The 24279-nt window shown below is 50.5% G+C and carries 18 protein-coding genes; 7 read left to right on the top strand and 11 right to left on the bottom strand.

Annotated features, from left to right (window positions below; all coding sequences use genetic code 11):
* From guaA to BM367_RS02100, 4 genes are all read right to left on the bottom strand, one after another.
* Positions 1–1533, bottom strand: coding sequence for a glutamine-hydrolyzing GMP synthase (guaA, locus tag BM367_RS02115; protein WP_092457055.1), 1533 nt, complete (start codon positions 1531–1533; stop codon positions 1–3).
* An 80-nt stretch (positions 1534–1613) separates the two neighbouring features.
* On the bottom strand, positions 1614–3875 hold the full coding sequence (locus BM367_RS02110) for a TonB-dependent receptor (RefSeq protein ID WP_177224076.1): 2262 nt from the start codon (positions 3873–3875) through the stop codon (positions 1614–1616).
* Positions 3818–4786, bottom strand: coding sequence for an ATP-grasp domain-containing protein (locus tag BM367_RS02105; protein WP_092457050.1), 969 nt, complete (start codon positions 4784–4786; stop codon positions 3818–3820). Before BM367_RS02105 ends, BM367_RS02110 begins: the two co-directional genes overlap by 58 nt.
* A 165-nt stretch (positions 4787–4951) precedes the next feature.
* Positions 4952–5575, bottom strand: a complete 624-nt coding sequence (locus BM367_RS02100) for an L-threonylcarbamoyladenylate synthase (RefSeq protein WP_092457047.1) — start codon at positions 5573–5575, stop codon at positions 4952–4954.
* Between the two features lie 143 nt (positions 5576–5718).
* Here BM367_RS02100 and mtgA point away from each other — a divergent pair, with 143 nt between their 5' ends.
* Positions 5719–6441 (top strand): monofunctional biosynthetic peptidoglycan transglycosylase, encoded by a 723-nt coding sequence (gene mtgA, locus BM367_RS02095; RefSeq protein ID WP_092457045.1) that lies wholly within the window; start codon positions 5719–5721, stop codon positions 6439–6441.
* Here the strand turns inward: mtgA and BM367_RS02090 are convergent.
* The 7 genes from BM367_RS02090 to BM367_RS02055 form a co-directional block, all read right to left on the bottom strand.
* Positions 6425–6952 carry an AAA family ATPase gene (locus BM367_RS02090; protein ID WP_092457042.1) on the bottom strand — a complete coding sequence of 176 codons (528 nt, stop codon included), beginning with the start codon at positions 6950–6952 and terminating at the stop codon, positions 6425–6427. The two genes, mtgA and BM367_RS02090, sit on opposite strands and share 17 nt — an antisense overlap.
* A complete protein-coding gene (locus BM367_RS02085) occupies positions 6949–9972 on the bottom strand; it encodes an efflux RND transporter permease subunit (RefSeq protein ID WP_092457039.1) in 3024 nt (1007 codons plus the stop codon). The genes BM367_RS02090 and BM367_RS02085 overlap by 4 nt, the downstream gene beginning before the upstream one ends.
* Positions 9969–10706: a phosphatase PAP2 family protein gene (locus tag BM367_RS02080; protein ID WP_092457036.1), complete on the bottom strand. Its 738-nt coding sequence runs from the start codon at positions 10704–10706 to the stop codon at positions 9969–9971. The genes BM367_RS02085 and BM367_RS02080 overlap by 4 nt, the downstream gene beginning before the upstream one ends.
* A gap of 12 nt (positions 10707–10718) precedes the next feature.
* On the bottom strand, positions 10719–11627 hold the full coding sequence (locus BM367_RS02075; protein WP_177224075.1) for an efflux RND transporter periplasmic adaptor subunit: 909 nt from the start codon (positions 11625–11627) through the stop codon (positions 10719–10721).
* A 55-nt stretch (positions 11628–11682) separates the two neighbouring features.
* Positions 11683–12969, bottom strand: a complete 1287-nt coding sequence (locus tag BM367_RS02070; RefSeq protein WP_092457030.1) for a TolC family protein — start codon at positions 12967–12969, stop codon at positions 11683–11685.
* Between the two features lie 31 nt (positions 12970–13000).
* Positions 13001–13432: a hypothetical protein gene (locus BM367_RS02065; RefSeq protein ID WP_092457027.1), complete on the bottom strand. Its 432-nt coding sequence runs from the start codon at positions 13430–13432 to the stop codon at positions 13001–13003.
* 493 nt (positions 13433–13925) lie between these two features.
* Positions 13926–14765, bottom strand: a complete 840-nt coding sequence (locus BM367_RS02055) for an SMP-30/gluconolactonase/LRE family protein (protein ID WP_092457020.1) — start codon at positions 14763–14765, stop codon at positions 13926–13928.
* Between the two features lie 203 nt (positions 14766–14968).
* On the opposite strand from BM367_RS02055, the gene BM367_RS02050 reads away from it, so the two are divergent.
* The 6 genes from BM367_RS02050 (at position 14969) to BM367_RS02025 (ending at position 24275) form a co-directional block, all read left to right on the top strand.
* Entirely contained in the window at positions 14969–16627 is a 1659-nt protein-coding gene (locus BM367_RS02050; protein WP_177224074.1) for a glycoside hydrolase family 28 protein, read from the top strand.
* Positions 16628–16635: 8 nt separating this feature from the next.
* Positions 16636–18657 carry a glycoside hydrolase family 88 protein gene (locus BM367_RS02045; protein ID WP_177224073.1) on the top strand — a complete coding sequence of 674 codons (2022 nt, stop codon included), beginning with the start codon at positions 16636–16638 and terminating at the stop codon, positions 18655–18657.
* 18 nt (positions 18658–18675) lie between these two features.
* Positions 18676–20184: a tagaturonate reductase gene (locus BM367_RS02040; RefSeq protein ID WP_092457011.1), complete on the top strand. Its 1509-nt coding sequence runs from the start codon at positions 18676–18678 to the stop codon at positions 20182–20184.
* Positions 20185–20202: 18 nt separating this feature from the next.
* On the top strand, positions 20203–21870 hold the full coding sequence (locus BM367_RS02035; RefSeq protein WP_092460869.1) for a UxaA family hydrolase: 1668 nt from the start codon (positions 20203–20205) through the stop codon (positions 21868–21870).
* 92 nt (positions 21871–21962) lie between these two features.
* The gene (uxaC, locus tag BM367_RS02030) at positions 21963–23408 is read left to right on the top strand and encodes a glucuronate isomerase (protein ID WP_092457008.1); all 1446 of its coding nucleotides are present in this window, start codon (positions 21963–21965) and stop codon (positions 23406–23408) included.
* Positions 23409–23498: 90 nt separating this feature from the next.
* The gene (locus tag BM367_RS02025) at positions 23499–24275 is read left to right on the top strand and encodes an SDR family NAD(P)-dependent oxidoreductase (RefSeq protein ID WP_092457005.1); all 777 of its coding nucleotides are present in this window, start codon (positions 23499–23501) and stop codon (positions 24273–24275) included.
* Positions 24276–24279: the final 4 nt, after the last annotated feature.

The following is a 24279-nucleotide window of genomic DNA, read 5'->3' as shown; positions in this document are numbered from 1 at the left end:
TTATTCCCATTCAATGGTGGCCGGGGGTTTGGAGCTGATGTCATATACCACCCGGTTAATGCCTTTTACCCGGTTAATGATAGCATTCGACACTTCGGCAAGGAAGCTGTCGGGCAGCCGGGCCCAATCGGCTGTCATGCCATCCCGGGAGGTTACTGCCCGCAGGGCAACCACATACTCATATGTCCGTTCGTCGCCCATCACGCCCACGCTTTGCACAGGCAGCAGGATAGCGCCTGCCTGCCAGACCTCATCGTAAAGTCCTTTTTCCCGAAGCTGTTCAATAAAAATAGCATCCGCTTGCTGAAGCAGGGCTACTTTTTCCGGTGTTACTTCTCCCAAAATCCGGATTGCCAGGCCGGGACCCGGGAAGGGATGCCGGTGTAAAATATCGGGATGTACGCCCAAGGTTTCACCCACGCGGCGTACTTCGTCTTTAAACAGCATGCGCAGCGGCTCTACCAGCTGCAGGTGCATTTTTTCGGGCAATCCTCCCACATTGTGATGCGATTTGATGGTTACCGATGGGCCATTTACCGAGACCGACTCGATCACATCCGGATAGATGGTGCCCTGCCCCAGGAAATGGGCCTGTGGGAAAGCCTTGGCTTCGTGCTGAAATACATCAATAAAGGTTTTGCCGATCCGTTTGCGTTTTTCCTCGGGGTCGGTGATGCCTTTCAGCTGGCGATAAAATATTTCGCTGGCATCCACACCTTTCACATCCAGCCCCATAGCCCGATAAGCCTCCATCACCTGTTCAAACTCGTGGAGGCGGAGCAGGCCGTGGTTCACAAAGATGCCGTGCAGCCTGTGGCCGATGGCTCGGTGGATGAGCACAGCAGCCACGGTGGAATCAACCCCGCCACTCAAGGCCATGATCACCTCGTCTTCGCCCACCTGATGTTGAATGCGCTGGACGGTTTCCTCAATAAACGACTCGGGTGTCCACAGCCCCTGGCAGCCGCATATCTGAAACAAAAAATTCCAGATCACCGTTTTCCCTTCCACCGAGTGGATCACTTCTGGGTGGAATTGCAGCCCATACAATGGGTGAGGGCCTTGCTGAGCGCGAAAAGCGGCTACGGGTATCTGTTCGGTGGTGGCGATTGACTCAAATCCTTCGGGTAGCTGCACGATGGTATCAGCATGGCTCATCCACACCTGTGAAGCAGGACTCATGCCCTGCCAGAGCGGGTCCTGAGCCGTTACCTGCAACATGGCCCGGCCATATTCTCGGTGCTGGCTGCGCGCCACGGTTCCGCCCCATAGCTGAGCTATTAGTTGCGCCCCATAGCAGATGCCTAAAACGGGGCGCTGCCTTGCCCAGGCTTGAACCGGAGGGTGTGGGCTGCCCGGATCATTTACCGAAAACGGACTTCCGGAAAGGATGATGCCTTTGACGGAAGAATCGATGTCAAAAGAGCGGTTGCAGGGCACAATTTCCGCATATACCTGGCATTCGCGCACCGTGCGGGCAATCAACTGGGTGTATTGGCTGCCGAAATCAACAATGAGTATTTTCTCCTGCATTTGGCTGCAAACCTAAGAGAAATTTGGAGAAGAAGAGGGATAAAGAAAGCTTGGTATCCATATGTTTCTTTGTGCTTTTTCTACTTCCATGCCCAGTGTATTCCTGCGTAGTAGTTTCTGGCAGGGGCAGGGTTGTAATAGCGGCCGCCGGCAGCGTTCACGTCATCGCCCAGGCTGTAGAGCTGGTTGAGCAGGTTGTTTACCCCGGCATAGAGCTCAATATGCTGTTGATGAAACACTTGACGGGTGTAATGCACCGACATGTCAACCAGGTTATAGGTGCGGCTGTAGGCGGTGTTGGCATCGTTGAGGGGTATGGCCTGGGTGTGGTTCCAGAGGATGGAGGCGCTGAATCCGCCAAGCCATTGGCACTGCAGCCCGCTTACCCAGGTGAATGGCGGCACACCCGGAATATGTTTGCCGCTGTAATCATGGCCCAGCGGAGCATAGCCCTGATAGGTGTAATCGGTAAGAGTGAGACTGGAGAATACGGAAGTTTGTGGCAGCATGCCGGAAGAATGGGTAAGTAGCTGGTAGCTCACCAGCATTTCCATGCCTGGTTGGCGCGTACGGCCGGCATTCACAAAATAATCGGCTCCGCTGCTATCGCGCTGCTGGCTGATGCTTTGTTGCAGGTCAAACAGGTAGGCATTCCATTCCCAGCGCAGGCGTTGTTGCAGGGCATAGCCCTTCCAGCCCAGTTCATAATTGTAACCCGATTCAGGTTTGAGTGTGGTATTCAAGATATTGGTGGAAGGCAGCAGTTCAGACAGGGTAGGAGGTGAAAATCCCCGGCTGATGTTGACATACACGGCCATCTGCTCGTGAAATAAGGTTTTGAGGATGGCCAGGCGGGGCGACCAGTTGTTTTGAAAATCCAGGTTCCAGACTGTGTACGGCCTTGGGTCATACCGGTAAAAGCTCAGCGCATTCCGTTGCAGGCTGACGCCGGCTGTTGCGCTCCATCCGTGTGGAAAGTCCACATCAGCTTGAGCGAAAAGGATGCCCCGGAGCAGGGTCTCGCGATAACGCGTTTGCAAGGTATCGGGTTTGCCATTGTTGTTTCCGTAATCCACAATGCTGAAAAAACCCTGCTGCCATTCCGTACCAGCGGTGGCTGTGAGCTTGCTGTTGGATAGGTTGTGCACATATTGCATCACCGTTCGTACGCCCATGTGAGGTTCCTTGCGGTATTCCACATTCCGGAAGGTGGGATTGGAAAGATCGGTATAGGCAAAGTACACAGCAGATCGGTTTTGCAGGCTGGGCGACAGCTGGTTTGACAGGCTGAAGCCGGCTATAAAATTCTGCTGATCAATTGCTGCATGGGCACTATCGGCTGATGGATAGGGACCGCTGGCCGGGCGTGCCAGGCGGGGATTTAAGAGCATCTCGTTCAGCGTAAGTCCACCCGGTGTCTGATAATACAGGTGGTTGTAATGGATCCACAGATCGGCCTGGCGATGGGTGTTGGGCTTCCAGAGCGATTCATAGCTTGCACTGTGCTGCCAGGATGCGGTGTGATGCCGGTATCCGTCGGAGCGGGAAAAATGATAATGCGCATATTGCAAATGGGTGGCTGATCCCCAACTGCCCTGGGCGATCACGTGGTGAGCTTGGTAGCTGCCAGCTTCATATTGAAGCTGTAGGTTTTGCAGTCCCTTCTGCTCTGCAGCTGGATTGCCAATAGCATTTGCTGCCAAAGGACTTTGAATCAGCATGACTCCTCCGATGCCGCTGCCATATACACTGGCTGCGGGGCCTTTGATCACCTGTATCTGACCAAAATCGGCCATGTCGAGCTGGTTCAGGTAAGTATCACCGCCGGGACTGGTGAGGGGAACGTCATTGTAATAAATGTTCACTTCCCTGACTCCAAAAGGAGCCCGGATGGAACTGCCGCGGATATTTAGCCGGTAGCTTGATGGCGAACGCTGTTCCATGCGAATGCCGGCAACCGTGTTCATGGCGGGTAAAATACTGGCTTGGGAATACCGGGTGAGTTGTGCTGCATTCAGGATGGCTACCGGGGCAGCTTCCTGCATCCAGGGCTTTTGTGTTTCATAGGCACTTATCACTACTTCCTGCAGCGAATGAATGGTGTCACCGGGGGTGGCTGTATGCGATGGCAAGGGAATGGTATCGTAGATGCCGGCTGGAGGAACTGAATAGTCAGGATTGGGAAAAGATACGAGGGCACTCCACATCAGCAAAAGCGTAAAACAGGCATGCATCTCCTGAAGTTTGTGCAAGTTTAGCTTTCTTTCCTGAAAAAGCGGACGGATCAATGCTGGAAGCTCCAGTTCCAGAAGGCCTGGCGATGGATGGATGCTTCCGGCCATTTTCCCCATCGCAGATTATCCTGATCAGGGCTCCATGTGTTAGCAAGCTGCAGGGCCGTTTGGGCAATAGCATCGCATAGCCAGTCTTTCATCGGGTCGGGCAGGGTGCTAAGCAGGCCTTCGTGAAAAGGTTGTGCCAGCCTGACGGCATAAAGCTGATTGTTTGCAACAGCCCATTCGCTTACCTGAAAATCGTACCCGCAGAATGATTGCAGCTTCCGTGCTTTGGATGTGATTTCTTCGATGTGGGCTGCGGTGAGGGGGAAGCCGGCTTGGTAGCGCTGATGGGCTGAACGATGGGGATCATAAGGTACAAGCTGCATCTGATCACCAATCGCAAAGCAGCGGAAATAGGCTTCCCAGGGCAGGCTTTGCTGCAGCATCATCACCTGGGTGCCGGTAAGCGGGTGCAGGCGATAAAAGGCTTTTTCATCCGGCAGGAAATGGATATTGCTTTCGTCGGGCATCTGGTGGGCGGGCATCATCACCGCCGGAAAACCAATGTACTCGAAAATATTCTCCCAGTCGAGCGGGAAAGCCAGGTTGCCAAAGGCGCGCTCAGAAACAGCCGGTGGCTTTTCCCAGGAAGGCAGGATGGCTGTGCGCGGTGTGTCGATGTGAAGCTTGCGGGCCATCAGCAGGGCGGTCCATTCATTCAACCCGTCCCACAGAAAAGGATTGTTGCATACGGCTACTCCCTGCAAGGCAGCCTGTTTCAGATACCAGCGGTAAAATGGTATTTTCGGAGAAATCAGATCAATGATCACCTGGTAATCCATGATATCCTGATCCAGCAAGTGGGAGATGAGGATATTTTGCACGGAAACATTTCCCATGGCTTGTTGCAGCTGGTGCAGCAGCTGTTCAGCAAAATCGGTGTGCTCACCCGACAACAATCCGATTTTTTTCATGTTTCCTGTTTGAATGTGGTACTACCGAATATACGGATAATTTCCAATTTTGGCTTGTTGGCAAAGGCTCAACCAATCGAATTTTGCTGATTTGTGCTGAGCATGGCCTCATGCACAGCAGCCTGAGGAAATGTTAAATTTTAGGCTGAACAAAAGAGATGCGATTTATTCCACGCTTACCCAATCCTGCCATATACCTTTACCTTGGCGAACAAGCCGGGGCACTTCATCCGTGCAGTCAATCACCGTTGATAGCTCAATGCCTCCTACGCCCCCATCCACAACTATATCCACCACCTTTTTGAATTTTTCATGAATCCATTCCGGATCGGTATAGTATTCCACGTATTCATCGGTGAGCGAGGTACTCAGTATCGGGTGGCCAAGCTCTTTTACAATGGTACGGGCAATCAGGTTATCGGGTACACGAATGCCTACGGTATCTTTTTTAGTTTTCAGCATTTTGGGCACCTGCTTGCTGGCGGGCAGAATAAAGGTATAAGGGCCAGGTAAAGAATTTTTGAGCAGGCGAAAAATGGGCGTATCAATCTGTCGCACATAATCGCTCAGGTGGCTCAGGTCGTGACAAATAAAGGAGAACTGAGCCTTTTCTATCGGGATATGCTTAATCTGGCAGATGCGTTCCACCGCCTGGTGATTGAAAATATCGCATCCAAGGCCATACACGGTATCAGTAGGATAAATGATAACGCCTCCGTTTTGCAGGCATTCCACAATCTGACGAATGTGTCGGGGCGAAGGGTTTTGGTGATGAACTTTCAATAGCATGGTTTCAAAAGGGATTTGGTGTTGAACAAACCTAATAAAAAACAAGCAAAAAGCCGCCAACTGGAATGACCAATTTTTCAAAACCTCGGGTATCTCATCGTGCGTACATTTTTTTGAAACTTTGCATTTGAACAAGCACACAAATGCCTGCCAGTACACGTCGTTCACTGTTACATCGTGTGGGGCGTTATGTCAAACGTCTCTTGATTGTTTTGTTTGCAGCTCAGCTGGTATATATCGTGATATTGAAATGGGTGCCGCCGCCAACCACGCTAACCATGTTGCAGAACCGATTTTCGGCCTGGCGGGATGGGCAGCCATTCCGTTATCACTGGGTGAGTTATGATCGCATTTCGCCTTACGCCAAGCTGGCCGTGATGGCTGGTGAAGATCAGTTGTTTCCGGATCACAATGGGTTTGATTTCAAATCCATTGAAAAAGCATGGAAACATAACCAGCGCAGCCGGCATATTCGCGGTGCCAGCACCATCAGCCAGCAGGTAGCGCGCAATGTGTTTTTGTGGCAGGGGCGCAACTGGTTGCGAAAGGGACTGGAAGTGTATTTTACTTTTATGATTGAACAGATCTGGGGCAAAAAACGCATCCTGGAAATGTATTTGAATGTAGCACAGATGGGGCCACATATCTTTGGGGTGGAAGCTGCGGCCGAAGCCTATTTTCACAAACAGGCCTCTCAGCTGAACCGGGAAGAAGCCGCCATGATTGCTGCCGTATTGCCCAATCCCAATATCTATCGGGTGGTACCCCCTTCTCGTTTTACACGCTGGCGCCAGCAATATCTCTTGCAGCAGATGCGCAACCTGGAAGGCGATGCGGATATTGAAAAACTTATGTTTCAGAAATAAGCAAGTGATCAATAGCGTTTAAAGCAATTTGCAATCTTTCAGTTGGATTTCCCTTTACCAGTATCCATGGAACTTGACTATTGATCACAATGTCCAGATAAACCCTGAAGAAGTATTCCCGCATTTCGGGTTGAGGATGCTCGCGTTGCGGATCATAGGTCCAGGGAATGTCAATATAGGTGAGGATATACAGATCATAATGGCGTCGGGCAATTTGATGGAGAATCCAGGGATGGCAATTGCCATATTTATGTTCGCTCCACACCTTGATGACGTACAAATCGGTATCGCAGATCAGGAAACGGTTGGCCTGATGAAAAAGGCGGTCTTCGGTTTCGATTTGTCCGCGTGCAATAGCCAGCAGGTCGGCTTCTTCATAGGGCCGATTGAGTTGATTCAGGTATTCACGGGCATATTCGGGTACCCAGACGGTGTGCAGGTGAGCAGCTAACTGTTCACTTAATGTGCTTTTTCCGGTTGACTCCGGACCGATGACCACAATTTTTTTCATGCAGTCTGCCGATGATAGATGAGCTTGAGCCAGCTGGGCAATACCATCAGCAGCAAAGGTAAGGCCATGATGAATCCGCCAATCACGGCAATGGCCAATGGCTGGTGCAGTTGAGCTCCCACGCCAATGCCCAGAGCCAGGGGCATCAGAGCAATGATGGCGCCGAGGGCTGTCATCAGCTTGGGACGAAGCCGGGTGGAAATCGCATACACCAGGGCCTCATCTACATCGTGGGTTTCGGTGAACCGTTGATGAAACTGCTGGAAAGTAAAAATGGCGTTTTCTCCAATAATGCCCACAATCATGATGATGCCGGTATAACTGCCTACATTTAGGGGCGTACCTGTAATCCAGAGAGCCAGGATGCAGCCGGCTGTACCTAAGGCCGCAATCAGCAGGATAGACAGCGACACCCACAGGTTTCGGGTCATGAAGGCGGTTACGCAGCACACCAGCAGTCCGGCTGTGATGAGGATGAGCAGCAGTTCATGGAAGGAGCGTTGTTGCTGGGCATAGCTGCCGCCGTATTCGATGTGGTAGCCCTGGGGCAGTACCACATGCTGGCTAATACGAGCCTGGATATCGCGCATCACACTGCCTAAGTCGCGCTGGTTGAGCCGCGCGGTGACGATATCCACGGTTTGCAGGTTTTCGCGTTGAATCTCAGCCGATCCGGGCTGGAGTGAAACGGAGGCAAAACTGCTGATGGGTTTTAGGGTGCCATCGGGTAAAAAGATTTCCGTGTGGCGAATATCGGCTACACTCCGCTGCATGGGATGCGGATAAATCATGCGCACATCGGTCATTTGTTCTTGATCCAGTACCTGTCCCACCACGGTGCCCTGCATCTGGGTTTGCAGCTGAAACTGCAGGTCGGCCGGTGTGAGGCCATATTGAGCCAGCACATCGGCCCGGGGCCGTACATCCACCGAGGGCCCGGCAATAACGATGCCGTCGAACACGTCAGCCGTGCCGGGTACGGTGGAAGTCCAATAAGCTACGGAGTCGGCTATCTGATGCAACACGGCGGGGTCGTTGCCGAAGACCTTGATCTCGATGGGTTGGGTTGATTCGGTAAGGTCGCCTAACATATCGGTGATCACCTGACCAAAATCTACCCGCAGGGCGGGCAGAGACGCTTCAATCCGCTTGCGGATATCATCAATGACCTGCTCAGTGGTGCGTTTCCGGTTTTTTTTCAGGCTGATGAGATAATCGCCCGTATTGGGTTCGGTGATGAAAAAGCCCATCTGGGTACCCGTTCTGCGGGAATAGCTTTCCACTTCGGGCGTACTCATGATGATTTTTTCCACCTGGCGGCACATCCGATCGGTTTCATCGAGCGAAGTACCGGGAGGGGAGGTGTAATCCAGCACGATAGAGCCCTCGTCCATATCGGGTAGAAATCCTGTGCCCAGCCTGGGCAGGACCCAGAAGATCAGGGCGGCGAGCAAGAGGCAAAAGCCTACGCTAACCCACACGTGTTTCAGAAAAAACTGCACCCAGCGCTGCGTTTTCACTACTTTTTGTGCGGGTACCTGTTTGCGTTTTTTTCGTGAAAACAACAAATAAATCACGGGTAGGCCCATCCAGGTAACCAGAAAGGAACACACGAGGGTGATGATCATGGTATTGGCCAGCACCTGAAAGTAAGCCCCGGCCACACCGCTCATGAAGCCAAAGGGGATGAAGATGACGATGGTGCTGAGCGATGAGGCCACCATGGCCGGGAACAGGTATTGGATGGCTTTTTTAACCAGGGTGGGATAATCTACATCGGGATGCTCCTCGCCCGTTCGGTGGATTTGTTCGGTGACCACAATGGCATCATCGATGATAAGGCCGATGGCTGCAGCCATCGCACCCAGGGTCATGATATTGAAGGTGTAACCCACGGCATAAAGCACCATCAACGTCAGGGCCAGGGTAATGGGCACGGTTACCAGCAGGGTGGCGCTGGCCTTGCCGGATCGTAGAAAAAGGATCGCTACAATGATTGCCAGCAGGATGCCAATCCACAGGGCGTCGGTCACGCTATGGATGGCGTCGTGTACAAAATCGGCCTGGATATAATAAGGCACCATTTTTACGCCCGGAGGCAACAGTTGTTGCAGGCTTTTTACACGCGCTTCCACCTGATTCGACACATCAATCAAGTTGGCATTGGGTTGCTTGATCACGCCAATCAGCACGGCACTATGTCCGTTGGCATTGATGCGGGTATATTCGATGGCTTCATGCACGCTCACGTCGGCAATATCCTGCAGGTAAACTACCCGTTTGCCGCTGTTGGCTATCACGATGTGTTGTAGCTGGGTGAGGTTGACCAGGTTGTCGTTTGTCACCGAAAGGTAGAGCCGATGATAGTCGGCCACATAGCCGTTGGCCAGCACAAAATTGGTTTTGCTGATGGTCTGGGCCACCGCAGCCGGCGTAAGATGAAGTGCAGTCATTCTTTCCGGATGCAGGGTTACCCAATATTCTTTTGTCCGGCCGCCCATGATTTGAATTTGGCTTACACCGGGTACCTGGGCCAGATAAGGACGGATGGTGTAGAGCGCCAGCAGCTTCAGCTCAATAGGCGTAAGGGTGTTGCTTTCCAGCGCATAGCCCATCACGGGGAGAATGGATGGGTTCATTTTTTCCACGGTGATCTGCACGTCGGGGGGCAGGCTGCTGCGGATTTCGGCAATGCGCTCATTGATTTGCTGCATGCCCAGATCAATATTGGCTCCCCAATTCAAAAAGGCAGAAATCTCGCAGCTTCCGCGGCTGGTGGTGCTGCGAATCATCTGCAGGTTCTGGATTTTTTTAATGGCCAGTTCCAGGGGTTTCGTGACCGTGACCATCATTTTATCCACGGGCTGCAAACCATTATCGGCGATTACTTTGATTTTGGGAAAGGTGATTTCCGGGAAAAGGGAGGTTTGCATGCGGGTGTACACCAGCAATCCCCCCATCAGGATGAATGCCAGGATTAAAGCCAGCGGCCGGCGATAGGTAGCAAAGAAATTTTTCATGGCAAGGATTGATTTGAATTCCGGATGACCATTGATAAAAATGGATCAGGATGGAAAGCTGTAAGGGCCTCAGCCTGTTTTTTCTGTTGTTTGTGTAGCCACCATTGTTGCAGCCGAAATCCTGCCCAGGCTGAGCCGGCACCCACCATCATACCCGCCAGCACATCGCTGGGGTAGTGCATGCCCAGGTCGAGTCGGGAATAAGCCACGGCAGCAGCCCAGGTCCAGGCTGGTATTTGCACGTACCAGCGGGCGTGTTGTAAGGCCAGTGAGGTGGCCGTGCAGAAGGCCAGCGAGGTGTGGCCGGAGGGAAACGAGCCGTCGCTATCGTTTTGCAGGTGCTCGATATCCGGATAGGTCATGTAGGGTCGGGGACGATGGATGGCCCGTTTCAGTCCTTCGGTGACGACCGCCGTGCAAGCCAGTGCGAGTCCCATGCGTAGGCCGCGTGCCAGAGCCAGGCTATCGTGCTCCAGCCATCCAACGCCGGTATAGCCGATGGGCAGTGCGAGGCTTACCGGAATGGTCGAGTGGGTGATATCCAGGAAAGCTTGATCGAGCGAACGTGGCCGATGCAGGTTGATATCGCGCAGCAGCCGGATATCGAGGTTTTGGGCATGAATGGGAGAGAACAACGACAGAGAAAAGAGCATTCCCACACCTATCAGGCCTATTCCAATCCAGGTGCGACGAAAATAAAGATTCAAACCATGTCGGGATAGAAAGCCATTCATGCTGCACAGGTTTTAGGGAATGATCCGGATATGGGCCGTATCGGGCAAACCGTAATTTCCTTCCGTTACTACCCGATCAGAAGTCTGGAAAGAAGGAGAAAGGATTTGCACGGTTGTATCGTTCACTATACCCAATTGCACGGGTGTTTTTACGGCCAGGCTGTCGTTTACCACCCGCATCACCCAAAAATGATTTTGCTCTTCATTGGTCAGGATTGCTGATTTGGGAACCAGCTGGGCATGAGGGAAAGTACGAATGGTGAGAATTGCACGGGCAATCAGGTTTTCCGGCAGCCATTTTGGGCTTGCCAGATGCAGCACATATTGTTGGGTTTGGGCTGCAGGATCTACCAGGGGCATTTGATAGGCAATACGTGCCTGGATATGGCTGCTATCGGGCAGGATTAAAGTACAGGTTTGTCCGGTATGAATTTTATCTACCCATTCAAATGGTACTTGCAAAAGAAAAGCAAAGCTATTCTGGTCGCTGATTTCACATAAGGGTTCGCCATCGGTAACATAATCTCCGGTTTGGTGAAATAACTGGCTCACAAAACCGTTTTGGCTGGCGCGGATTACTACATTCTTGCGATAGGGCAACAAATGCGGTGGCAGCGAATCGGCCAGTGCATCCACAGCACGGGCTTCTTTGGTTTGAATAATAAAAAGTGGCTGACCGGCTTTAACCGGTAATCCCAGTGCAGCCTGAACTCCTATCAGATAGCCATTTACATTGGCTTTTAGATTGTTTTTTTTCAGGTAAGTTGCTACAGCGTTCAATGTAATTTCATCAGCAATGGCTCCTGCTCGCACAGGTGTAACTTTTACCGGACTCACCACATTGGGGATGTTATCTTGCGTATCTTCATCTGTCTGGGGAGTATGGCAAGCACACAATCCCATGCAAATCAGCAAGCACATGCATTTTTGAAATTTTTGAATATGCACATTCCACATAAGCAGTGCAGATTTATTTTTAATGCAACCAATAATTCAATTCAGTTATCACTTGCCATCGACGAATCCGGGCCTGATCCAGACTGGTTTGCACCATCAAATGTTGTTGAATAGCCATCAAATAATCGGTAATGCGAATGTTACCGGTTTGCACCAGTTGCCGGTCAACGGTCAGGAGTTCTTCGCTGGTAGCCAGTTTTTGGGTGATGGACAGGATTTGTTGCGATGTTTCTCGTAATTGTTGATACAGTCCTGATATTTGTTGATGATATTGTGTGGTGAAAAATTGTTGGTATTGTTGTCGGGTACGTTCCTGCAAGTCCAGTTTTTCATTTTGCAGCCGGCGTTGATGTCCGTCGTAAATGGGAATATTAAGGCTGATGCCAAAGCTGGTTCCGAAGTTTTTATATGCAGTAGATAGCTGTGAAGCATTGAATCCTGCATCAGCAAACCAATTAATAGTGGGCAAATAATGGGTAGCAAAAAGTTGTCGCTGGTTAACAATCGATAAGCTATCAAGTTGATAACGCCGCAAAAAAACCGACAGATTGGTGGGAGGTTCATGAAGGGTGATATCGGGTTCTTGAAGATAAACGATGCCGGTATCGGCTATACCGCACAAATACCGCAGTGCAGACAAATCTTGCAGGTATTGGGTACGCAGCTGATCCAGTGTAATTTCCTGATTTTGCAGAGCCACTGTAATATTCAAATAATCAGCATATTGATAAACACCTTGTTGCACCAACCGTTGTACAATCATTTGCTGTTGTTGCAGGAGTGAATCAATGCGGCGATTCTGCTCCAGCAGCAGCTGATCGGCATAAGCAACCAGATATTGCAAAGCCACGGCATGCTCGAGATCATATGTACTGATATGTGCATTATTGGTGATCTGCTGGCGTTGAATGTCAAGCTGTGCAAATTGCGGTTGCAATATTTTCCGGGTAAACAACGGTTGCGATACGCTGGCTAAGGCAGTGTATTGCCCGCCGTTGGTGATAGCCATATCATAACCATAACCATGGAATGTAGGTGCAGCCATCAGCATGCCACTGGCAAAAACTTGAGGCTTGTGTGCAGCCCGTATCAGCAGGCTGTCCAGTTGCGCGGCTGCCAGCTGATTGGCATAATCCTTCAGCAAAGGACTGCGTTGGCGGGCAAAGGAAAGATACTCACTTAAGCTTTGTTGAGCTCGAATTGTTATGGGTAATCCCTGCATACAACCATACAAACAGCCTACCAATAAGAGGATGTGTAACTTCTGGTAAATGTATCGAAAAAGGTATTTTTCAGGTTTACCCATATAATCTTAATCAAGTTTTTCATCAGGAATTTTAATCTGCCTTCTGTGTTTTGATCCATTTCCCCTGCACGTCAAAGATATAAGCCATGCCCTTTGCATCATCCAGCTCATAAGTTTTGCGATGTTGTGCATCTTCATTTATCGAAGCCTCTTTGATATCCAGATGATGCTTGGCTGCATAGTCTCTGATTTGCGGTGGGATTTGACTCAGAGGTACATCTATTTCAGATCCGGCAAAAACACCCGTAGCCGAAAAAGCCACACTGTGATCTAAGCCATTTTCTTTCCAGTTGGCTTCAAAGTTCTGATGTTCTTTTTCCCAAAAATAATTTTTTACCTGCGGATACAGTTTATGAAAAGCCTGTACACAGGAAGCCGGCACTTTGCTTTCCGGGATGCGCTGCGCAAAGGATGTGTGTACAAAAAGGCTGAGGCTAATCAGTAATAAGAATGACTGTTTCATATGAAAATGTTTTTATGCGGACAAATTAAAACCCCGTTTTTGAAAAGAATCTGAAAAACAAAGACCTGGAAAACTTAAATGACTTATTAGATGCAGGTGAGAAGATTTGATTGCCCCAACTTATGAAATTATTGTGTAGAAATATACGCTTGTAAAATACTTATTTTGAGAATAAATAATCATTAGCCCAATTGCTTTGATATATCCATATATCCTCGGAAGTTAAGTGTGCAAAAATCAGATCAAACAAAACATGTCTTATCTCTTAGGGAATGCAATCATCATGTACAGATGGGTGTTGCCTGTAAGAATTTTTATTTGATTTATTTTTCATTCCATGATAAAATAAAAAACTTGCACAATCATGTTATAAATCATGTGATGCAAAAAGAATACAACATGCAAAATGAATGAAAAATTTTTAAAGCTGTAACAAAAACATGATTTTTTTATGGAAAACATCATACAATGCATTGCATTATGGCGATGAAGCTCACAGGGAATAAGCATCTACGCTGTTGCCCATGAAAGTAGGCACCAGCAGCAAATGCATGGAAGGAATAAAACTGATATCGGCTGTGTTTTTATGTTCGGCCTGCGTGTTCAATAACTCTACGGCTTTTCCGTTGGCATAGACATAGTACACATGCCCTGTCCATTGCGAAACAATCAAGTCGCGATCATTTACATTCCAGATGCCATCGCCATCTTTCACGGCATCGGAAAACAATTTCAGGTTTTTGCCGGTAGCATCGCAGGTGAAAATACCATGATGGGTGAGTATCCAGAGTTGATTTTTCCAGAAGAACAATCCGTTTGCTCCCTGCATATTTTCTCCTTCAAGCAACACCGATACTTTTCCGTTGGCATAGCGGAATACTTTTGCTTGCCGCGTATCGGAAACATACACGTTGCCGTGGTCATCAACCGTCACATCATTCAAGAAAGATGAACCGGGTACAGGAACCTTTTGCTTGATGGCACCGGTGTTGCGATTGATGATGACGAGCTGATCAATATCTGCCACATATACTTCGTTACCATAAAAAGCCAGTCCTTTCGGGGCATTCAATCCATCGGTCCAGTGCAGTTGCTTCACATGGCCATTGATGTCGAGCAGGCTGATGAAGCCATTGCCGTCTTTGGCGGTGGCATCGCCGTTGATATTTGACACGTATATCACCTGGTGCTGGGGGTCATACAAGGCCGATTCAGGTGTACGGATACCATCAGCGGCCGACCACTTAAACGTAAGCTTCATGGAGCTATGCTGGGCATAGGCAGTGAAAAAGCCCATCAGGCTTAACAGCAGGGAACAAAAGAAGGAGCGCATATCTTAAAGAATTTAATTGCAAATACAGGGCAAAAGTTACAGATTCTTTTTATGATTTAAAAGATGCAATCGTTCCCGGTAACGTTTGCGTAAAAAAATATCTGCAATTCGTTGTCTATTCCGGGTGAACACAGTAGACTTGCTTCATGCTTTGCAATATGGCACAGTACGGTTTTCAGACAGGAATATTGAAAAGGAAAGCCATGTTATTTCGGTTGTGGCTGATAGGTTTATTCGTCTTCATGGGATGGATGACCTGCGCATCTGCCCAGGGGCTTTCCTGGCCTAAAGATCTGTCGGCCTATCAGCCGGCTGTTCCCCGGTTTCGGTCTGATACATTTGATATTCGCCGCTATGGAGCCGTGGCCGATGGCCGCACCCTGAATACGCAGGCCATTCAGTCGGCCATTGATGCCTGCAGTGCTGCCGGTGGTGGTGTGGTGCTCATTCCCGATGGTTTCTGGCTTACCGGTCCCCTTGTGTTGAAATCGGGGGTGGATTTGCATCTTCAAAGTGGAGCTTTGCTGCAATTCACCCGCGATCGGGATCAATATCCCTTGGTAAAAACCAGCTATGAAGGGTTGGTGGCTGTGCGCTGCCAGTCGCCCATTTCGGCCGAAGGTGCAGAAAACATAGGAATTACGGGTCATGGCATTATCGATGGCGGTGGCGATGCCTGGCGCATGGTGAAGAAAAGCAAACTGCCGCCCGATGCATGGAAGCAGCTGGTAGCAAGCGGGGGGCTGCTGAGTGCTGATGGCAATACCTGGTATCCATCTAAAAAATCGCTCCTCGGATCTCAAACACCCGATGCCGGGGTGTGGAAGCCGGGCATGCAGATCAGCGACTTTGAGCAAATCAAAGATTTTTTACGGCCCAATTTGCTGAAATTCACTTCCTGCAAAAAAATTCTGTTACAAGGTGTTACCTTCCGCAATTCCCCTGCCTGGTGCTTGCATCCGTTGATGTGCGAGGATCTTACCGTGTCGGGCATTACGGTATATAATCCGGAGTATGCCCAAAACGGAGATGGCATTGATGTGGAGTCGTGCACAAGGGTGTTGATTGAAAACAGCCAGTTTGCTACCGGTGATGATGGGATTTGCCTGAAATCGGGCCGGGATGAGGAGGGCCGGAAACGAGGTATGCCTACGCAGTATGTACAGGTGCGCAATTGTGTGGTGTATCATGCCCATGGCGGATTTGTGATTGGCAGCGAAATGTCGGGCGGCGTGCATGATGTGGTGGTGCAGCATTGCACCTTCATAGGCTCCGATAATGGATTGCGATTCAAGACCACACGGGGTCGCGGCGGTGTGGTAGAAAACATTTTTGTGGATGGTGTGGTGATGGAAAATATCGTGCATGATGCCATTTTGTTTGACATGTATTACATGGCTACCAATGCAGCCGAGCCGATTGGCGAAGTCAAGGCCCAGCCTGTAACGGAAGCTACGCCCATTTTTCGCCGGTTTCTGATTCGGAATGTGGTATGCAGAGGAGCACAGCGGGGCATTTACATCCGTGGACTACCTGAAATGCCCGTCCAGCAAATAGAGCTGGAACATATTACGCTGGCCGATACCCGGCAGGGGCTGATCTGCAGTTATGCCCGGCAGCTTAAGTTTGAAGACCTGCAATTGTTTCCGATACAATCTGATCCTGTGATAGACATGGCTCAGGTGCAGGATGTTCAGTTTAATACCCTGCATTATGCCCCTGATGCCCGGCTTCTGTTGCACCTGCAGGGTGCGGAAAGCGGGGATATCCGATTCAATCACCTGTTTCCGGCTCCATCGGATCGGATGATTCGCTATGCGGGCGGAGCTTCCCGGGCAATGGTGGAAATTGCAGGAAAATGAATAATGAGATGAAAGGAAATACACCCTATCAGTTTGCCAACAGGATATGGGAATCGATCTTGGTTTATGGGTTTATGGGAATCGGCCTCTGTCTTGCCCCGGCCTTTGTGCCGGGGCTGGCAGCAGGTCGGGCTCAAACTCACACATCTGCATCCACGCTGGCCGATTCAGCCCTCACAGAAGCCGAACAATTTGCGAAACATATCTTACAGCAACCTGTCCCGTCTGGCAAATGGGCTTATGAAACCGGTGTGGTGTGGCAAGGCATGGCAGCACTCTGGCATTTCACGGCCAATGGCAGCTATTTTCAATATATCCGGCAGGCAGTAGATAGTTTTGTGGATCAACAGGGTGAAATCCGCACCTATCGGCCGCAGGAATACAAGCTGGATGATATCAACAATGGCCGTGCGTTATTGCTTCTGGCCACCGTTACAGGAGAGCCCAAATATCGTCTGGCAGCTGCCAGGTTATGGGATCAGCTCCAGCACCAGCCCAGAAATGCGGCAGGCGGCTTCTGGCATAAACAGATTTATCCCAACCAGATGTGGGTGGATGGCCTGTATATGGCCGAGCCTTTTTATCTGGCTTATGTATTGAAGCTGCGCGATTCCGCTCATTTGTCGGCCCAGCTGCAGGACATTGCTCATCAGTTCTTTTTAATACGGGACCATCTGCGCGATTCGGCTACAGGATTGTATTTTCATGGCTGGGATGCCTCGCACCAGGAGCGTTGGGCTGACCCGCAAACCGGCCGCTCTCCCAATATCTGGGGAAGAGGTGATGGCTGGCTGGCCATGGCATTGGTGGATGTGCTGGAATATTATCCTTCAAATGTACCGGCTTATGACTCCCTGCGCAGCATGTTTAAAGATTTTGCGGCTGCCATACTTCGGGCTCAGGATCCGGCTACGGGATGCTGGTATCAGCTCATGGTGAAACCCCATCTTTCGGGCAATTATCTGGAATCTTCGGCGACCTGCATGTTTATTTATGCATTGGCTAAAGGGGTGCGGCTGGGCTTATTGCCAGAGCAGCCTTACAGAGCAGCTGTAGAAAAAGCCTACCGCGGGCTGCTAAGCCGGTTTGTACAACAAACACCCCATGGACCTGTGCTTACCGGTGCCTGCAGTGTAGCCGGTCTGGGAGGTAAGCCTTACCGTGATGGCAGCGATGCCTATTACCTGAGTGAGAACATTGTAAATAATGATCCCAAGGCTGTGGGTGCTTTTCTGATGGCCAGTGTGGAAATGGCCCGTTTGCCGCTGATGCAGGTGGGCAAAGGTGTTACGGTTTGTCTGGATCATTGGTTTAACCGGGAATGGCGTCCGGATCCGTTCGGGCCACCGGGTCGGGTGGAGCCCTTTCACTATCTCTGGAGCGATGAGGAGAATAGCGGTTTTTCTTTCTGGGGGCGCATCTTTCGCGACCGGGGAGCCACCTGCACCAGCCTTGAGCAAGCGCCTACGGAAAAAGCCTTGCGACATGTGCAGGTATATATCATCGTAGATCCCGATACCCGGGCTGAAACCCCCGATCCACATTTTATAGATGCCGCATCTATTGCGGTATTGCAACGCTGGGTAAAAGCCGGTGGTATTCTTTTGCTGATGGCCAATGATTCCGGCAATTGTGAATTCTACCATCTCAATCAGCTGGCAGCGGCCTTCGGTATGCATTTTCTGGAAAACAGTTTGAATCATGTTCCGGATCATGCTTATGAGGATGGGGCGTTTGAAACGCCGGTAAATGATATTTTCCCGGTGTCCAGGCACATTTTTATGAAAGAAATCAGTAGTTTGAGCATACGGCCGCCCGCCCGGCCTGTGCTGGTAAAAGAAGGAAATGTAATTATTGCCCGTGCAAAATATGGCAAAGGCTGGGTGCTGGCAGTGGGCGATCCCTGGTTGTACAATGAATATACAGATGGCCGCAAGCTGCCTGCGCGCTTTCAGAATGCACAGGCAGGTGCCGATCTGGCCAATTGGTTGCTGACACAAGCTCAAAAGCAAAAATTTCAATCATATTGAACGAACAGACTTTTTATCATGGAATCGTTGAACCGAAAATCCCTGCGGCACATTCAACCTCAACCCAACCTGGAAATACCTGATCCTGCCCTGCTGGATCTGCCTGAAAAAGTATTGCAGTTTGGTACGGGCGTTCTGCTCCGCGGGCTTCCGGATTATTTCATTGATCGGGCTAACAAGTCCGGGCTGTTCGACGGGCGGATATTGGTGGTGAAATCCACTTCCCGTGGTGAAACCGATGCATTTGACCAGCAAGATGGACTTTATACCCTTTGTGTAAAAGGATTGGAAAATGGCAGTCCTGTTCAGAAATACCTGATTGAAGCGGCCATCAGCCGCGTGCTTTCGGCACAGCATGCATGGGATAGTATTCTGGATGCCGTGAAACAGCAGGACATAAGGCTGATTATTTCCAACACTACGGAAGTGGGCATCCGGCTGGATGCAGCCGACAATCCTTTTGCCCATCCACCGCGGAGCTTTCCGGGTAAGCTATTGGCTGTGCTGTATGCCAGATATCAGGCCGACCCTGAAAAAGGATTTGTGATCATCCCCACGGAACTTATTCCCGACAATGGAGATCGTTTACAGGCTATTGTCAGGGAAATGGCACAGCGGCACCAGTTGCCCGCCGCCTTTTTGCAATGGATGGATGCAGCCTGTGTATTCTGCAATTCATTGGTTGACCGGATAGTACCGGGTAAACTACCGGCAGACGAACAGGAAAAGCTGGAGCAACAGTTGGGATACCGGGATGAATTGATGATTCAGGCCGAGCCTTATCGACTCTGGGCTATTGAGGCCCGCGATCCGCGGGTAGAGGCCTGGTTGCCCTGGGCAAAGGCCGATAGCGGCGTGGTATTGGCGCCCGATATTACCCGATACCGTGAGCTGAAACTGCGCCTGTTGAATGGCACCCATACCTTCAGCTGCGGATTGGCACACCTGATGGGTTTTGATACAGTATTCCAGGCCACGCAGCATCAGGCAATGATGGCATTTCTGCACCAGCTCATGTGGGATGAAATCGTGCCCGTAGTGACAGGTCAGGACATCAGCCGGGAGATGGCAGAAACATTTGCCCATCAGGTACTGGAAAGATTTGCCAACCCGTTTTTAAAGCATCATTGGATAGATATTTCGGTGGAGTATACTGAAAAGATGCGCATGCGCAACGTACCTTTGATAAAAGGTTATTATCAGCGGTTTGTTACGGTACCGGCGGCTATGGCACTGGGATTTGCAGCTTACTTGCTCTTTATGAAGGGCGAAGCCAACGGTCAGCATTATACGGGCAACTGGGCTGGTCAAACCTATCCGATTCGCGATAGCCGGGCGGGATATTTTACTGAGTTGTGGAAACGATCCGAGGGTGAACAACTCGTCCGGGAAGTGCTGGGCAATACCGATTTATGGCAGGAGGATCTGAACACCCTTCCTGGTTTTGCGGAGGCAGTTCACGCCAATCTGGAAAGGCTGATGCAAGGTGAGGTGGAAAAGGTGCTGCGTTCCACAATTTTCGTATAACACAGAATGCAATATGCTATGGACAGGGAACTGAAAACCGTGTTGCAGGTACATCCTAATGATAATGTGCTGGTGGCTTTGCGCGACTTGCAGGCAGGTGAGCACGTGCGATGGGATGGAAAAGAATGGATATTGCCCGAACCTGTTCCTGCCAAACATAAATTCAACATGTTTCCCCTGCGGGCAGGAGATGCTGTGATTATGTATGGCGTGAAAGTAGGCAGGGCTAAAACAGATTTACCGGCCGGCACGCGCCTATCCCCGCAGAATGTGAGCCATGCTACCAGTGAAGTGGAGTTGAGAGCTGGCATACGTGCCCACCAGTGGCAGGCTCCTGACATATCACGCTGGAAGGACAAGGTATTCTACGGATATCATCGCAGCGACGGGCGGGTGGGTACGGCCAATCACTGGATTGTGGTGCCGATGGTGTTTTGCGAAAACCGCAACCTGGCTGTGCTCAAGGATGCCATGTGGGAAGCCTGGGGATATCAGAAACCAAAAGTTTATACCCGTTTTGCCCAGCAGCTGGCAGAATTATACCAAACAGGGCATGCCATCAGCGACATTCTTTCGGCTTCCTTTGATGCCAACGCTGCCTATGATCCGGAAAAACGCCTGTTCCCGCATGTGGATGGCATTCAGTTTCTGCAGCATACTGGCGGCTGCGGGGGTACCCGCGATGATGCCCGTGCACTCTGCGGTTTGCTGGCAGGCTATATTACCCATCCCAACGTAGCAGGAGCCACGGTGCTCAGCCTGGGTTGCCAGAATGCCCAGATCACCATGCTGCAGGAAGAAATCCAACGGCGGGACCCACATTTCAATAAACCCCTGATCATCCTGGAACAGCAGAAGATGGGGCTGGAGCAAACCATGCTTGCAGATGCCATTCGGCAAACCTTTGCGGGACTTATGAAAGCCAATGAAGCCCGGCGTGAACCAGCACCTTTAAGCAAACTTTGTATCGGCCTGGAGTGTGGCGGTTCGGATGGATTTTCGGGTATTTCGGCCAACCCGGCCATTGGTTATACCTCCGACCTGCTGGTGGCTTTGGGCGGAAGTGTGATCCTGTCTGAATTTCCGGAACTCTGCGGCGTGGAACAGGAACTTTGTGATCGCTGTGTGGATGAGTCCATTGCCCGTCGTTTTCTGGAGCTGATGCGAGCTTACCAGAAGCGCGCCGAAGCCGTGGGCTCAGGCTTCGACATGAATCCTTCACCGGGCAACATCCGCGATGGATTGATTACCGATGCCATGAAATCGGCCGGAGCAGCCAAAAAAGGAGGCACCTCGCCGGTTACCGATGTGATCGATTATCCGGAATGGGTAAGAAAACCAGGGTTGAATTTGCTTTGTACACCGGGCAATGATGTGGAATCCACCACCGCCGAGGTGGCTGCCGGAGCCAATATCGTCTTGTTTACCACCGGCTTGGGCACGCCCACAGGTAACCCCATTGCACCGGTGATCAAGATTTCGAGCAATACCGCATTGTTTGAGAAAATGCCCGATATCATTGACCTGAATGCGGGTACCATTATTGATGGCGAGGAAACCATTGAACAGGCTGGTGCCCGTATCCTGGACTATGTGATCGCAGTGGCCAGCGGAGAAAAACTACCTGCTGCTGTGCGCAATGGCCAGGAAGATTTTATTCCCTGGAAAAGAGGAGTTTCGTTGTAACCATACCACTAACCGGATGGTTGCTATTATCGTTGCAATGACCCAAAAACAGTTTGGAGGATTTTTAAACAGCAATTAAACATTTACAACAGATGAAACGATTTCTAGATGAAGATTTTCTGTTGCACACCGAAACGGCCCGGTATCTCTATCACGAAGTAGCCAGGCGCATGCCCATCATTGATTATCACTGCCATTTACCCGTGCAGCAAATTGCGGAAGATCATCAGTTCGACAATCTCACCCAGATCTGGCTTTACGGGGACCATTACAAATGGCGAGCTATGCGCACCCATGGGGTGGATGAAAGTTATTGCACGGGCAACCAGCCCGACGAAGCCAAATTTATGAAATGGGCAGAGACCGTACCTTATACCTTGCGAAATCCGCTTTATCACTGGACGCATCTGGAACTCAAACGTTATTTTGGCATCGATGAATTGCTGAATCCATCCACGGCTCAACGCATTTATGAGATCTGCAGCAATTTGTTGCGCACACCGGAATACCGGGTCCGCAGTCTTCTCCGGAAAATGAATGTAGCCCTGATTTGCACCACCGATGATCCGGTGGATGATCTTCGCTATCACCGGCAGCTGAAGGATGAATTTGAAATTCCCGTATTGCCCGCTTTTCGTGCGGATAAAGCCATGCAGGTAGCCGACCCGGTTGCTTTCAATGCTTATGTGGACCGGCTGGAAGCTGCTGCCGATCAGCATATTGCAAGCTGGAATGATTTCCTATTTGCCCTGCATCAGCGGCACGATTATTTTGCACAGCATGGCTGTAATGTGTCGGATCATGGGCTGGAATACATTGAAGTGGAAGAGGGATTCACACCGGGACAATTGCAGCAGATATTCAACAAAATTCGCTCGGGTTATCACCTGAGTGCAGCTGAGCAGCGGGTATTCCGGGCAGCTCTGTTGATTGAACTGGCTCAATGGGATCATGAAAAAGGCTGGATTCAACAATTTCACCTGGGGGCCCTGCGCAATACCAACAGCCGGCTGATGAAAAAACTGGGCCCCGATACGGGTTGGGACTCGATCGGAGATTTTCCGCAGGCACAGGCGCTGGCTCAATTTCTGGATAAACTCGACCAGCAAAACCGATTAGCCAAAACCATCCTGTATAATTTGAATCCGGCCGACAACGAATTGTTTGCCACAATGGCCGGCAATTTCAATGATGGTTCTTTCCCGGGTAAAATCCAGTATGGTGCGGCCTGGTGGTTTCTGGATCAGCTCGATGGCATGACGCGACAGCTGAATGCTTTGTCGAATATGGGCCTGATCAGCCATTTTGTGGGCATGGTTACAGACTCCCGAAGCTTTCTTTCCTATCCTCGGCATGAATATTTCCGCCGGTTGTTGTGCGATATTTTCGGAAGGGAGGTGGAAAACGGCGAATTGCCCGATGACCTGGAATGGATAGGCAAGATCATCCGGGATATCTGTTATTTCAATGCCCGGAATTATTTCAATTGGCAGCAACTCACGCCGGCATTGAATGCTGAACAGGCTGTAAGCCGTTAAAAACAGAAATAAAGGTAAATTCAAACATAAATTCGTACTTTTCGCAATCGGTTGCAGTTACATCATTCATCATTACATAATCATCACACGATGCATCCATCTGTAACGGCTTTATTTGATTTAACAGGGAAAACCGCACTGGTTACAGGGTGCAACAAGGGCATAGGCCGGGCTATGGCGCTGGCACTGGCAGGTGCCGGGGCGGATATTATCGGGGTTTCGGCATCCATGCCGCAGTATGAAGACGAACTCCGCACGGCAATAGGCCGGCTGGGCAGGCAGTTTACCGCTTATCAGGCCGATTTTTCCGATCGGCAACAGGTGTATGCTTTTCTGGAAAGAATCAGCCATCAACACGACCGCATTGATATTCTGGTAAATAATGCGGGTACCATCAGGCGGAGTCCCGCTGCCCAGCATCCGGATGCAGACTGGGACCTGGTGATGGCCATTAATCTGGATGCCCCTTTTATCCTGGCGCGGGAGATAGGCAAGAAAATGATTGAAAGGGGGGCTGGGAAAATTATTTTTACTTGTTCTCTGCTGAGTTTTCAAGGGGGCATTCTGGTACCCGGATATGCAGCCAGCAAAGCCGGAATTGCCAGCCTGCTGAAAGCCCTGGCCAATGAATGGGCTTCCAAAGGCGTCCAGGTCAATGGCATCGCACCCGGCTATATCGCTACCGATAATACCGCTCCGCTTCGGCAGGATCCCGTGCGCAGCCAGGCTATTCTGGATCGCATTCCTGCCGGGCGCTGGGGCGTGCCCGAAGATCTGGCAGGAGCCACCATCTTCCTCGCCTCCCGGGCATCCGATTACGTGAATGGCACCATCGTGGTCGTAGATGGCGGATGGTTAGCCAGATAAATGA

The organism is Thermoflavifilum thermophilum (genome assembly GCF_900116565.1).
Classification (GTDB): Bacteria; Bacteroidota; Bacteroidia; order Chitinophagales; family Chitinophagaceae; genus Thermoflavifilum; species Thermoflavifilum thermophilum.
The sequence above is the reverse complement of the archived record's forward strand: the minus strand, read 5'-3'. Positions and strand labels throughout refer to the sequence as shown.